General features: G+C 59.7%; 9 protein-coding genes. All 9 read right to left on the bottom strand.

Annotated features, from left to right (window positions below):
- Positions 1–42: 42 nt before the first annotated feature.
- The 9 genes from addA to FY152_12635 all read right to left on the bottom strand — a co-directional run bounded on the left by addA (position 43) and on the right by FY152_12635 (position 14,044).
- Positions 43–3,597 carry a double-strand break repair helicase AddA gene (gene addA, locus FY152_12595; GenBank protein ID UXS32895.1) on the bottom strand — a complete coding sequence of 1,185 codons (3,555 nt, stop codon included), beginning with the start codon at positions 3,595–3,597 and terminating at the stop codon, positions 43–45.
- Positions 3,590–6,775 (bottom strand): double-strand break repair protein AddB, encoded by a 3,186-nt coding sequence (gene addB, locus FY152_12600; GenBank protein ID UXS32896.1) that lies wholly within the window; start codon positions 6,773–6,775, stop codon positions 3,590–3,592. Before addB ends, addA begins: the two co-directional genes overlap by 8 nt.
- Positions 6,772–7,509: a nucleotidyltransferase family protein gene (locus FY152_12605; GenBank protein ID UXS32897.1), complete on the bottom strand. Its 738-nt coding sequence runs from the start codon at positions 7,507–7,509 to the stop codon at positions 6,772–6,774. The genes addB and FY152_12605 overlap by 4 nt, the downstream gene beginning before the upstream one ends.
- Before the next feature lie 23 nt (positions 7,510–7,532).
- Positions 7,533–9,038 (bottom strand): tRNA (adenosine(37)-N6)-threonylcarbamoyltransferase complex ATPase subunit type 1 TsaE, encoded by a 1,506-nt coding sequence (tsaE, locus tag FY152_12610; GenBank protein ID UXS32898.1) that lies wholly within the window; start codon positions 9,036–9,038, stop codon positions 7,533–7,535.
- The gene (locus tag FY152_12615) at positions 9,035–11,617 is read right to left on the bottom strand and encodes a PAS domain-containing protein (GenBank protein ID UXS32899.1); all 2,583 of its coding nucleotides are present in this window, start codon (positions 11,615–11,617) and stop codon (positions 9,035–9,037) included. The genes tsaE and FY152_12615 overlap by 4 nt, the downstream gene beginning before the upstream one ends.
- On the bottom strand, positions 11,614–11,802 hold the full coding sequence (locus tag FY152_12620; protein ID UXS33281.1) for a hypothetical protein: 189 nt from the start codon (positions 11,800–11,802) through the stop codon (positions 11,614–11,616). The genes FY152_12615 and FY152_12620 overlap by 4 nt, the downstream gene beginning before the upstream one ends.
- Before the next feature lie 23 nt (positions 11,803–11,825).
- A complete protein-coding gene (locus FY152_12625; protein ID UXS32900.1) occupies positions 11,826–13,226 on the bottom strand; it encodes an adenosylhomocysteinase in 1,401 nt (466 codons plus the stop codon).
- A 129-nt stretch (positions 13,227–13,355) separates the two neighbouring features.
- Positions 13,356–13,631, bottom strand: coding sequence for an HPr family phosphocarrier protein (locus FY152_12630; GenBank protein UXS32901.1), 276 nt, complete (start codon positions 13,629–13,631; stop codon positions 13,356–13,358).
- An 11-nt stretch (positions 13,632–13,642) separates the two neighbouring features.
- Entirely contained in the window at positions 13,643–14,044 is a 402-nt protein-coding gene (locus FY152_12635; GenBank protein UXS32902.1) for a PTS sugar transporter subunit IIA, read from the bottom strand.
- Between the last annotated feature and the right edge of the window lie 69 nt (positions 14,045–14,113).

A 14,113-nucleotide genomic window follows, 5' to 3' on the forward strand; every position in this document is an offset into this window, starting at 1 on the left:
TGATGTGATGCGGGCGCGGCGAAATTTCAATGCCCCGGTATCTCACTTTGTCTTTATTGCGGCAAGGGCCTGCTTCATGGCATCGTCATCAACCGTCACAAAAGCAGCATTTTCCGTGTAGATCAACGCGCAGACAAATTCCTTGCCGGGATAAAGCGGTGCGAGGATTTCGCGATAAATGGCAAGCTGCGCTGTGTGGGAAAAGGGTATTTCGCGCGCCTCGCGCGGCGGCACGCGGTTGGTCTTGTAATCGACCAGAATGACCCGGTCGCCATCCACCGCCAGACGGTCGATACGGCCGGAAACGGCATAATGTTGCCTGCCGATCGTCATGGTTCCCATGATGGAAACTTCAGCGCGACTATTCGGCGAAAATGCCGGTTGCACCGCCGGTTCGGACATGACCCGCAAAACAGCCCGTATCAGGTGCTCGCGCTCCTTGGCCGGCCAGAAACGGGCCGCGCGTTCCGCATAACGGCGGGCCGCTTCTTCCCGTTCATTCTCGGCAAAATCGGGAAGGGCCTGCAGCATGCGATGCACAAGCCGGCCGCGTTGCAGCGCCAGCGAGGAGACATCGGCCTTTTCGCCGAACAGCGGCGAACGCACGGCAAGGTCGTCGGCACCATCATCGATGATGGTGCCCGCACCGGAAGGGCTGAGCGGCCTCGGCAATGGAGGCAGGGCAGGCAAGGGAGCAAGAAGTCCCGCCGGAAGAGCGTATTCTTCTTGCCCTTGCGGTTCCGGCACTCTTTGCGGGGCAGATGCCGGGCGAGCCTCGGATTTGCGCCAGACAAGCCCCTGCCATTCCTCGCCGTCCGCCATGAACTGTTGCGGCTGGCAATGATCCTGATTGTCAGCCAGCGCCGCCTTCACGATGGCATGCCAGCATTCTGGATTTTCTTTCTGTCCTCGATAACCGCAAACGACCAGATGATCGGCGGCACGCGTCATCGCTACATAAAGCAGCCGGCGATATTCGTCTTCGGCGGCCGTCTTCAGGCGGTCCTCGTCGGCGCGGATGAGATGGTTGGAAAAACCGCTGCCGGGCAGCCAGACGGGGAAGGCGTCCCCATCCGCTTCGACAAAGCGTAGTTTCGGCACATGGCTGTGGTTGAAGGCTTTCGAACCGCCATCGACGACAAAAACCACCGGCGCTTCAAGGCCCTTGGAAGCATGCACGGTCATGATGCGTACTTCGCCGCGATCCTTGTCCTGCTCGCGCTTCACTTCCGGCGAATCCGTTTCCAGAACGGAGAGGAAAGCCTGCAGGCCGGGCAAACCGGTTCTTTCATGATCGAGTGCAAAGGACAGGAACTCGTCCAGAACGTCGCTCGCCTCGTTGCCGAGCCGGCCGAGAAACTTCTTGCGCCCGTCGTGCAGCGTCAGAACCGCGGCGAAGAAGTCATGAACCGTCGCCGCTTTTGAAAGCGCGATGAAGTGTTCCAGCTTGTTGACGACGACGGAGAAGCGGTTGTTTTCCTCCTGAGAAAGCGTTTGCAGTCTTTGCCACACGCTCTCCTTCTCGGATCGCGTGGCGGCGATGTCGAACACGTCGTCTTCGGAAAGATTGAAAAGCGGGCTCTTCAACAGCGCAGCGAGGGAAAGATCGTCCTCGGGCAACACGACAAAACCACCAAGCGCCAGAAGATCCTGCACGGCGATATGGTCGGTCAGGCGGAGACGGTCGGCACCGGCAACGGGAATGTTCTTGCGTCGTTTCAGCTCACGGGTCAGTGCGTTGACGAAGGCGTGCCGCTTTCTGACCAGCACCAGAATATCGCCCGGCTCGACGGCGCGTTCAACGCCTTTCTCAATGATGGTCTGGTTCCCGATCATCCCCGCGATGCGCGCCGCGATCCGACGGGCGACGATGGTCGCCGGCGCGCTTTCTCTCAACGCATCGAAGGGTGCAGTCCAGTCATCCTCATCCTCGGCGGTTTCCGGCGCCACCATATCCCAGACTTCCACGGTACCGGGATGGCCGGCGCGGTTGGAACGGTGTTCGACAGGCTCGTTATCGGCGCTGAGGCCGCTGGCATTTTTGGGGTCGGAGAAGACCTGATCGACGGCGGCCAGCACATCCTCCGTGGAACGGAAGGACAGTGGCAGACGGATGCGGTGAAACGCCTGCTCCACCGAATCGACGCGCCTTTTCGTCTCGTCGCGTTCCTGGGAGAACCGTTCCGGCCGGGCACCCTGAAACGAATAGATCGACTGCTTTTCGTCGCCGACGGCAAAAAGCGTGCGCCGGCCCATGCGGGCGCTCTCGCCGGAAAAGAAATCCGCAGCCAGCGACTGGATGATCGACCATTGCACCGGGCTGGTATCCTGCGCCTCATCCACGAGAATATGGTCGATACCCTGATCGAGCTTGTAGTGCACCCAGGCGCCTGCCGTATCGCGGTTGAGGAGGTTGGCGGCGCGTTCGATCAGATCTTCGAAATCGAGCTGGCTTCGCTGCTTTTTCAAATCCTCGAAATCGCCGATTAACCGCTCGGCCAGAACAAGGGCGCATTTTGTCGCCGCCAGCATCCGCACCAGACGATAGCGGTTGCGGCAGGCGACGACATGGTCCCGCGCCAGCGTCAGCGCGTCGAGGAGATCAGGTGCCGATTTCTGCATGCCTTTGTTGATGACATAGGCATCGGATTTTTTTTCACCCTTGGCCGTCAACAGCGCGGCCTCGATGAACTCCATGCGCCGCACGGGATCCGCCTGCCGTTTCGCTTCCCTGAGCGCATAGGCGACATCGATGACGCGCGATCCGCCCACTTCATCGGCAAGCGTCAGATAGGTATCGAGAGGAAGCCCCGAGAGACCGGGCAGGGGCCAAAAGGCCGCGGCTGCTGTTTCCTCGGTTTCGTCCCGTTCGATCTGCATTGCCTGCCGCAATCGCGCATCGATGTTACCGAACTGGCTTGCTTCAAGCAGAAAGGTTCGAAGGGCGCTACGATTGGCGATGATGGCGGAGAGCAGCGATTCCAGCCCGCTTTCATCTGCAAGATCAAGCACATAGGCGAGCGATTGGGCGAGTTCCGTGTCGCCCTCTGTCGAAACTGCCGTCAGAAGAGAGCGGCGTGCCTCAGCCAGCAGGGTGGTTGCAGCGCGGTCATCGAGAACGGAGAAGTGGCCGGCGACATTGGCTTCCAGCGGAAACTGATGCAGCAGCGCCTCGCAGAAAGCGTGGATCGTCTGGATTTTCAGCCCGCCCGGCGTTTCCAGCGCCTTGGCGAACAGCCGGCGCGCTTCGGCAAGCTTGAGCCGATCCGGTGCCTTTCCTTCGATGGCGGCGATGCGGTCCTTGAGATCGTTATCCGGCAATGTCGCCCATTCCGCCAGACGGTCGAAGACGCGGCTCGACATTTCGGATGCGGCAGCCTTGGTATAGGTGAGGCACAGGATCGCAGAGGGTCGGCATCCTGCCAGAAGCAGGCGGATGACGCGCTGGGTCAGAACATGGGTCTTGCCGGAGCCGGCATTGGCGGAAACCCAGGCGGAACTGGCCGGATCGGAGGCGAGCCGCTGCCGGTCGCTTGTCCAGTCAATCCAGCTTTGAGGCGTGTCCGTGGCAGGCCCGTGATCGATAGGATCAATCATCGTCGCCATCTCCCGGTTCCGCTGTCGACCATTCCGAAACGCGGGCGAGGTGGTCATATTCCCCGCCATAGGACTGTTGCTCCTCCGGTACCAGCCGCGAGGCAAAACCATTCTCGCCCTCGCGTAGCGAACGCACGAATTTGGCCAGCTGGTCGATGGATTCGGTCGCCAGTTCGATTGCCGATTTCGGTGCTTTCTTGCCGCCCCGGCTGGAATGCTCGTTATTCACCTGGTCGGCAAAAAAACGCTCCCCGGGACGCAGGCGAACATAGATCAGGTTTTCCGGCGTTTGCGAACCGGCCTCGCGGAAGGCGCCACGCATCAGTGCTGCCGCTTCCAGCGCAAGCTGCGGGTCGAGCAGCGCGCGTGCCTGATTGACCGAAGGCGCAAGTCCCGTTTTGTAGTCGATAATATCCGCCTGACCACCGGTCTTGATGTCGATGCGGTCGGCAATGCCGGTCAGTCTTATACCCGCCTCGGGGATTTCCTGTCCGGCACGCGCTTCGAAAAAGCTGTGGCGGATGGACGGATAACGTTCCTTCTCCCAGTCGATGAAGGCGCGGGCCACGGCCTCGAAACGCGGCCGCCAGATGACGTCGATATGCAGGGGAAGGTCCTGCGCATCGAAACTGTCATCCAGAATGCGCTGCATGGCTTCAAGCGAGGCCGGCGTGCCGGGAATATGGCCCTCGCGGGAATAGCGCTCGATGATCGCATGGTAGAGCGTGCCACGGTCAGCGGCGTTGGGATCGCGGTTGAACGGATGGAGAGGATCGAGCCGCAGGATACGCCGCGCATAAATTGCGTAAGGGTCGCGGCGCAGCCTGCCCACCTCGCTGAAGGAATAGCTTTTCGGCTGCAACTCGGCCGGCGGTTTCGGGGCGGGGCGCTTTGCCGCTTCCTGGTCGATGCTGGCATCCATCAGGGCCGCCCAATGGCGATAGGTCTCCCCGCGCTTCTTTAGCTGGCTGGCAAAATCCTCGCCGCCCAGCGCCAGAAGCCGTTGCAGCCAGCGAGAGGCGACGGCAGGTGTGGAACCCTGCCGCAGCGCGCGCGTGTAAAAAATCTGTCGGGTGCCGTTCGCCATCTCGAAATCATGCGCCAGCTGGCCGATGCGTCGTTCCGGCGGCTCCAGCCCGATGGCTGTCTTCATGTTGCGGGATAGAAACGGATTATTTGCCGTCTGGCCCGGCCAGAGCCCTTCGTTCAGGCCGCCGATGACGATGGTATCGACACTCTGCAATCTTGCTTCAAGTGCGCCAAAAATGAAAATGCGTGGATGGCGCATGGATCGCGGCTTGATGGATTCTCCCGCCACGAGTGCCGCAAATATATCGACCCATTGCGGTCCGTCGGCATCGAGAACGTCGCCGCTTTCCATCAATTCCCCAAACAGGCTGGAAAGTTTGTCGCCGGCCTCGCCGGACCAGAGCGCGGCAAGATCGTTGTTGTCATCCGCGCAGATGGCTTCGATCACGCGGCCCGTCCGCGCCGCCCAATCGGAAAGCGGCAATTTATCCGTGAAGGACCGGCCTGACCGGTCGCGGCGGACGAATGTAGCGCCGAGCGGGTCGATCGAAAGAGTGATCCTGCGCGCCAGATCGCGCGCGGCATCCACGCTTCCCTCAGGCAGTGCAAGCCGCCATGCGGGTGGGTGCCGGTCATCGCGCTGTGCGGCCAGTTGCGCATCGACAACCGCTTCCAGATTGCCGATTTCGGTTTCGACGCGACCTCCCCTGAGTGCGATCAACTCCAGCGCTTTCGACGCTTTCGTAAATGCCGCCTCTGAAAGCCCGAAGCGGCTGAGCGGATGTTTCAGGAGGGAAATGACCGGTACCGGATCTCCAGGTCTGAGGATCGCTTCCAGCACCAATTGCGTCAGTCCCGCCTGTGGCGTGGCGGATAGTGGCGTGCCGGCCGAATCGTCCGCTTCAATGCCGAATCTCTGCAACTCGGTCGCCACGCGCCGCGCCAGTCCGCGATCAGGCGTTATCAGCGCTGCCTGAGAGGGGCGGCCAGCGCCCGGTGTTTCAAGCGCCAGTCTGAGCGCTACAGAGATTGCGGTTGCTTCTTCGCGTTCGTTCGCAGCCTCTATCAGGGTTGCTGCTGCGAAGGCATCGTCAAAAAAGCCGGGTTGCCTGTCCTCGCGCCAGCGGTTCCAGTCACTTGTGGATTTGGCCGGTGCGAGCGCGGCCGAAAACACCGCCGCGCGCCTTTCGAGATCACTGTCGATGGCTCCGATCTGAATGACGTCGTCACGCAGGATGCCGAGCTTCTGCAATAGCATGTAGAGCCCATATTGCGAGTGGGTGCGGCTCGAAGGATCGGTGGGGTCCTCGGCAATCGCTTCCCATTGTTCCTCCGGCATCGAAAGATCGAGACCGGGAAGCACGACGACGCCCTGGGGCAGGGAGGCGACGGAGGCGATGAGGTCTGCCGCGGCCGGAATGGAACCCGTGGAGCCAGCAACGATGATCGGTCCGGTATCCGGCAAATTGGCAAGCCGGTTCGCTTCCGCCCTCAATATGCCGTTGCGATGCCGGCCTGCGGAAGAACGGTTGAGTTCGGCAAGGCGCGCTGGCCAGAAAATACTGGCGATCTTCAGGAAATCCGCGGTCAGCTGCCACCATTGGGCGTGATCACCGGTATCGAGATGCTGAAGAGCCTCCCATTCCTTTTCTTCCGTATCCATCGCATCGATCACTTCGCCAAGCGCGCGCGCCAGCCATATGGCGTCGGCGGGGCTGGCAGGGGCAACGAGCGGCGAATCGGAATGGATCGCCCGGATGGCATCCGGCAGGCTGTTACGCCATGCCAGAATGAGGCGCGCCAGCTCGATGAGCCGGCCGGTGCCGGAAATAGGCGGCGCCAGATCCATGATTTCAGGATTTTCGATCTCGAAAAAGCCGCTGTCGTCATCCGTTTCGCCGAGCGGCCGGATCAGCGGCAGAATGGCGGATCGGCCACCCAGGAGATCGACGAATTCGGAGCGCAGCACGCGGGCGGAGCGCCGCGTCGGCACATAGATGGTTACCTTGGCGAGTGAAAGCGGATCGGCCGGATCGTATTTATAGCCTGATGTCAGTGTCCCGTCACACAGCGTTTCCGCGAGCGTTTTGAGGAACGGTGTTCCCGCAGCGATCGTCAGGACGCGCTTTTCATGGTGGGAGAGCGTCATGCAGAGCGTTTTTCCCTGAATTGCCGGATGATGTCTTCGGCATCGTCAATCGCATCAGGCGTGCCGACGGTGATCCAGTGGCCATCCAATGAAAGTCCGAAAAGCCGGTCTTTTTCGATGGCACGGTCGAAATAGATATTGAGGTTGAAGGCGTCCGCCGGTGCATCATCGAGCAGACGCGAATCCATGGCGATGGCGCCGGCATAAACCACGGGGTTCGGGTCACCGTCGCGATATCGCGCCAACGTCGCGTCACTGGAGAGATTGAAATCCCTCTTGCCGTTATGTCCGGTGGTGCGGTCCATGTCGACGCAGAGCAGGGCCATATCCATGCGTGCGGGATTGAAAAAATGCCCGAGCTTGCGCAGATTGCTGACGGCGTTCCGCTGTTCACCAATCCAGAAAAGATCGGCGTTCATGACTAAAACTGGACCGGGCTCCAGGAGCTTGAGACCCTTGGCAAGTCCGCCACCGGAATTCATCAGCTGCGAGCGCTCGTCGGAAATAAGGATTTCGGCGTCGGTGCGGTTTTCGAGATGGGCAATCATCAGTTCGGCGTGGTGATGCACGTTGACGACGATCCTTTCCGCCCCGGCTTCGACAAGGGCGTCGAGCGCGTAGTCGATCATCGGCTTGCCGGCAATCTTGACGAGCGGCTTCGGAATTGTATCCGTAATCGGGCGCATCCGCGTGCCGAGCCCTGCGGCCAACACCATCGCATTCTTGATCGTCATCGTGGTCAACCGTTTTTCAGTCTTTAAAATTCCATGCCCATACGGACGCACCAGTCTCTGAGCGGCGCAAGTTCGGGATGCGAAAGCGCCGTAGCGAGATAGCGAAGCGTCCTCGGCATATGTTTCATATAACCGGGTTTGCCATCGCGTTCCAACAGCCTTACCCAGATGCCGGCCAGCTTGCAGTTCCGCTGCGCCGACATGATGGCGAAAGCCTTGAGAAAGGACGCCTCATCGAAAGACGGCTCGATTCGTCTATTGTCGAGATAGCGCGAAAGCAGGCGTGCCTGCAGCTCGGGCGAAATGGTGACCCGCGCATCCTGCACGATGGAGGCGAGATCGTAGGCCGTTGGCCCGATCATCGCATCCTGAAAATCGATCAGGCCGACCTGTCGGACGCCGGAATTCTGCTGTTGCCAGAGAATGTTCGGCGAATGAAAATCGCGCAGCAGAAGCCCCGTTTCGCACCCGCCAAGCGCATCGATCAACTCGTCCCACAGGGCGTAATAATCGCTCTTCTCGCCATCGGACAGTGGTTTGCCGCGTTTGTGGGGCAGATACCATTCTACCAGCAGAGAGACTTCGATCTTCATCGCCTGCCGGTCGAAGGGAGGAACCTCGTAGGTGCTGCCGTCACCCAACTGCAGCACGTCAGGCTGCGGAGATTGATGAAGGGAGGCGAGGCAGGCGACGCTTTGCAGATAACGTTCCTCTATCGGCGCTCCGTCCGGCGCAAGCACGCCATCCCGCCCAAGGTCTTCCAGCAGGAGAATACCCTGATTGATATCCGCCGCCAGAATCTCCGGTGCGCAAAAGCCGCTGTTTCGCAGATAATTGCCGATCGCGACGAAGGAACCTGCATCCTGGGCAAGATGGGCGATTTCCGCATAGGTCTTTCCGTCCGCAATGACCGCCCCTTTCAAGGGACGTCGCCAATCCATCAGGATGAGGTCGGAACCGTCGGTGGAAATGGCCTCATAGGCGCGTGTAGACGCATCGCCGCTCAGAAAACGGCGGGCCGCATCGCCTTTGCCGTTTTTAGCCAGGAATTCGCGAATGGCGAAAACACGCTCGAGCCGCGCTTTGAGTTTTGCCGGGGCCTCGATGACGGCCAGACGGCCTTCACCCGAATTTGTGAGCGTGAGGGTGATGGTCTGCTCTGGCGGCAGAACCTCGGCGGCGATATCCGGCCATTCGATCAGGCAGATGCCGTCCTCCAGCATCTCGTCGATGCCAAGCTCGTCCAGTTCCGAAACATCCGAAAGCCGGTAAAGATCGAGATGAGCGACAGGAATACGAGCGGAATAGGTCTGGATGATCGTGAAGGTGGGGCTTGGAACCTCGAGATCGGGCTCATCCGCCATTGCCCGGATGAAGGCGCGGGCGAGAGTGGATTTGCCGGCACCGAGATCGCCGATGAGCGCGAGGCAATCGCCGGCCTTCAAAGCCAGAGCGAGGTCCTCACCCAACCGGATGGTGTCTTTTTCTCCCTCGAGGGAAATGGTGATCGGCAAGATGTCTTCGCTCATTCTGCAGCGATGGAATGCGGGCGTGTGCCGGAAGGGATGCGGCAGGTGACGGTGGTGCCGTTGCCCGGCCGGCTGTCGATGCTGACGGTGCCGTGATGGAGGCTGACGAAGCTTTCCACGATGGAAAGGCCAAGCCCTGCGCCGGTCCGCCGCCCGCCATTACCGCGCGTCTCGAAGCGGTCGAATACGCTCTTCAGCATGTCTTCCGGAATGCCCGGCCCCTTGTCCGCCACCGAGAACAGGAAGTCACCTTCACTACGCTGGCAGGAAAGCTGAACGGCAGAGCCTTCCGGCGCGAAGTTGATCGCATTGGTCAGGAGCTTGATGAGGATCTGCTTCAGGCGCTGATGATCGGCCACCAGACTGCCAAGATGGGCAGGGGCGATGATCTCGAGCGAAATGCCGCTCTCCTGCAGCCGGTCGGCAATCTGCACCGAAACGTCTTCGAGCAATTCGTTCAGATCGTTTTCCGAATAATTCAGCTGCATGATGCCGGCATCAACGGTCGCGAGATCGAGAATATCGTTGACGATGGTGAGCAGAACCGAGGATGAGGTGGAAATATGGTCGAGATATTCCGCCTGCCGTTCCGTCAATTGTCCGAGACCCGGCGTTTTCAGGAGGTCGGTGAAACCGATGATGTTGGTCAGCGGCGAGCGCAATTCGTAGGAGACATGCTGCACGAAATCGTTCTTCAGCTCGTCGGCCTTGAGCAGCGCGTCGTTCTTTTCCTTGAGTGCCCGCTCGGCCCGCACGCTGTCAGTCATGTTGACGAAGGTCAGCATGGTCTGGGCATCCGGCAGCGGGATGATGGCGAAGTCGAGCACGAGACCGGAGAGCAGCTCCAGCGTACCCTGTTTGGACGGACGTTCATCGTCGAAGCTGGTGATGAACTGGCTGAAGGCGCGCCAGCCGTCCGGCCTGTCATAGGATGGTGTGCAGGCCGTCTCAATGGCGCGGATATGCGTTCCCGTCTCAGCCTGTTCAGCAGTCACGCCCCAGAGCGCCCGGAACGCCGGATTGGAAAGACGAATGCGGCCATCCGCACCGAACACGGCGACACCTTCTGCCAGATGGTCGATGGTTTCGCCCTGCACTTTCACCAGCGTGTTATAACGCATCTGCAGATCGACCTGCTCGGTCAGGTTTTCGAATACCCAGGTTGCACCACCCTGCGGATGGGCGGTCGCGATGACCCGCAAGGTCTGGCCGTTAGGCAGATGCCAGAGATCTGTCTTGGTATCGAGTGAGCGGTAGACGGAGAGCGCCGTCTCCTTCCAGTTCTTCCAGTTCAGCTGCTCTGGCAATTTGCCGGCGGTCCGCAGCCTGTCCAGGAGCTCGGAATTATCAGGCCCGGATTCGAGGAAAACCAGATCGAAACCCCACAGGGTGGCGAAAGCCTGGTTGTAGAATTGCAGCCGCTGTCGGCCGTCGAAAATGGCGACGGGCGTTGCCAGATGGTCGAGCGTTTCGGCGTGGCTTTTCAGAACCCGCTTGAGTTCTTCGCCGATCGTCTCCGCTTCGGTGGCATCAATGGCGATGCCGGCCGAACCGCCTGCCGTCTTGATATCGACGACATCGAAGAAGGTGCGGTTTCCGGAAACCACTGTCGAAATACGGTCGTGATAGGGTGATTCCGGCGTCGCAGCCGCGCGTATCTTCTGCCGGGTGACGGTGTTCAGAAGCTCGCGTTTCTCGTGAACGGCCTGTTCGGCATCGCGCGCATCCACCGCCTGCGAATAGGCATGGTTGACCCAGGTGAGTTCGCCTTCAGCGTTGCGCCGCCAGACGGGTTGCTCAATGGAATCCAGAAGTTCCTGAAACGTCGAGACCGAGGCAATCAGGCGTTCGCGCTCCACCTGCAATTCTGCAAGTTCGGCACGCAGATTGTTAAGCGCGATGAAACGCGCAAAAGCATTGCCGCCGGAAACCCGGCCTTGAACCTCAACGACTTCGCCGCGCTGCGTCTCGATGGTCAGATCGAAACTCTGTGCGTGGCTGCGCAGCTTTTCCAGCGATTTTTCAAGCTGGCTTGCCGATGAGGGTTTCAGCCAGCGCCCGAAGGCCAGAAAATCATGGTCGGCCTGCGGTGCGCCCGTTTCCACGGGCAATTGCCCGAGAAATTCGGGACGCTTGTCAGCGCCGTCCCAGATGACGATGCGTCGGCTTTTGTCAGAAATCAGCGCTTCGTATTTCGCGATCTTGTGGTGGGACTGGGCAAGTGCCTGACGGTATTCGCTGCTTTCCGCCTCTATATTGCCGCGCTGGCGCACCAGCCAGACGACGGAGAACAGCGTTGCCGAAAGCATGCCGACAAAGAGCGAATAGGTGATGGTTTCCCCGGACGAAAACAGCCGTGCACCCGTCTTGGCTACAATGCCGTCCTGCGCCAGTGCCGCACTTGCCGAGCCAGCCAGAACCGTACCCGACATCAGGACGGGAAGCCATGAAAAGCCTGTCCGAACCGCACTGACGACCCGCTGGCAACGCGCAAGAGCCGCGCTCAATGCCACGCCAGCATGCGTGTTTTCAACGCGTTGAACTGTCTGCTCGCGCAGATCCGAATTGTGAACCGTCATCCCCGGTCTGTCTCCGTCCTATGTGCCGCATCTTCGACAAGACATCCCATTTCGTCCCCGCCGCCCTTTGGCGTGTCCGAATCAAGTCTGATGACAATACCGCCTTCATAAATCTGCGGAAAGGGAGCGCGCAAAAAAGATGCCGCGCGCTTTGTCAAGCGCGCGGCATCTAGATATTGTGTAATTTCAGTGGATATTAACTATGAAATTAATATCTGTAGTGTTCCGCCTTGAACGGACCCTGCTTGGAGATGCCGATATAATCTGCCTGCAGGTCGGTCAGTTCCGTCAGGCGCACGCCGAGCTTCTCGAGATGAAGGCGTGCGACCTTCTCGTCGAGGTGCTTCGGCAGCACATAAACTTCGTTCTTGTATTCGCCCTGCTTGGTGAAGAGCTCGATCTGGCCCAGCACCTGGTTGGTGAAGGACGCAGACATGACGAAGGACGGGTGACCGGTGGCGTTGCCGAGGTTCAGCAGGCGGCCTTCGGAAAGAAGAATGATGCGGTTGCCCTTCGGGAACTCGATCATGTCGACCTGCGGCTTGATGTTCGTCCACTTCAGGTTACGCAGCGATGCGACCTGAATCTCGTTGTCGAAGTGGCCGATATTGCCGACGATCGCCATGTCCTTCATCTCGCGCATATGCTCGATGCGGATCACGTCCTTGTTGCCGGTGGTGGTGATGAAGATATCCGCCGACGAAATGACGTCTTCCAGGCGAACGACTTCAAAACCGTCCATGGCGGCCTGCAATGCGCAGATCGGATCGATTTCGGTGACCTTCACGCGGGCACCGGCGCCCTGCAGCGATGCTGCCGAACCCTTGCCCACATCGCCGTAACCGCAGACCACGGCGACCTTGCCGGCCATCATCACGTCGGTTGCGCGGCGAATGCCGTCGACGAGCGATTCCTTGCAGCCGTATTTGTTGTCGAACTTCGACTTGGTGACGCTGTCATTGACGTTGATGGCAGGGAAGGGCAGCAGGCCCTTCTTGCTGAGGTCGTAAAGACGGTGAACGCCGGTCGTCGTTTCTTCGGTAACGCCCTTCAGCGCGTCGCGCTGCTTGGTGAACCAGCCGGGCGAAGCCTTCAGGCGCTTGTTGATCTGCGCGAAGAGGATCTCTTCTTCTTCGGAGCCGGGATTGGAAAGAACGTCCTCACCGGCTTCGGCGCGCGCACCGAGCAGGATGTACATGGTGGCGTCGCCGCCATCATCGAGGATCATGTTGGAGAGACCGCCATCGGTCCACTGGAAAATCTTGTCGGTATATTCCCAATATTCCGTCAGGCTTTCACCCTTGACGGCGAAGACCGGGATGCCGGCTGCCGCGATAGCCGCTGCCGCATGGTCCTGCGTCGAGAAAATGTTGCAGGACGCCCAGCGGATATCCGCGCCGAGTTCCTTGAGCGTCTCAATCAGAACGCCGGTCTGGATCGTCATGTGAAGAGAACCGGTAATGCGTGCACCCTTCAGGGGCTTGCTCTCGCCGAATTCCTTGCGGCAGGACATCAGGCCAGGCATTTCGGTTTCGGCGATGTCCAGTTCCTTGCGGCCGAATGCGGCAAGGTTGATATCGGCGACGATGTAGTCCTTCTCAAGGCTCATGAGGTTCTCCAGATCAGAAATGCCGTGCCTGTCAGCCCGGCTTTTAAACGTAGCAGGGGTTTAGCAGGCCGCAAACGATCTGGCAATGATGATATAAAGAAGTCTTTATGTCTTTATATGGGGGATGGGTCAGGCTTCTTCGCCGAAGCGGTCGGCGACAAGTGCCTCGAGTGCGGCAAGCGCTTCTTCCGCCTGGTTGCCGCTTGCCTCGACATAGACGCTGCAGCCGGGGCTGGCCGCCAGCATCATGAGACCCATGATGGAGGTGCCGCCAACGGTCATACCATCCTTGGAAACAGTGATCGTCGCGTCGAATCCCTCGACCATCTGCACGAACTTCGCGGATGCCCGGGCGTGGAGACCGCGTTTGTTGATGATCGGTAATTCCCGGGAGAATGGCGACATGGGCTGACTTCTCACTTGCCGCTCAAAACGCGGCTGGCGACGTTGATATATTTGCGGCCGGCGTCAGATGCATCCTGGAGCGCCTTGTCCATGTTGTCTTCGCTGCGAACGCCGGCGAGCTTTATCAGCATGGGAAGATTGACGCCGGCGATGACTTCGACATTGCCGTTATTCATGACGGAAATCGCGAGATTGGAGGGCGTGCCGCCGAACATATCCGTCAGGATGATGACGCCATTGCCATCATTGGCGCGTGTGACGGCGTCGATGATATCCTGCCGGCGCTGATCCATGTCGTCTTCGGGACCGATACAGACCGTCTCGATCAATTTCTGGGGACCGACGACATGCTCCAACGCATGGCGAAACTCCTCAGCCAGCTTGCCATGGGTGACAAGCACTAGTCCGATCATGAAATGCTCCCTTGCACACGCACTCTCATTGCCGACTATCGCAACGCGGCAATCCTGTCCATCGGTGGG

Source organism: Agrobacterium tumefaciens, from assembly GCA_025560025.1.
Lineage (GTDB): Bacteria > Pseudomonadota > Alphaproteobacteria > Rhizobiales > Rhizobiaceae > Agrobacterium.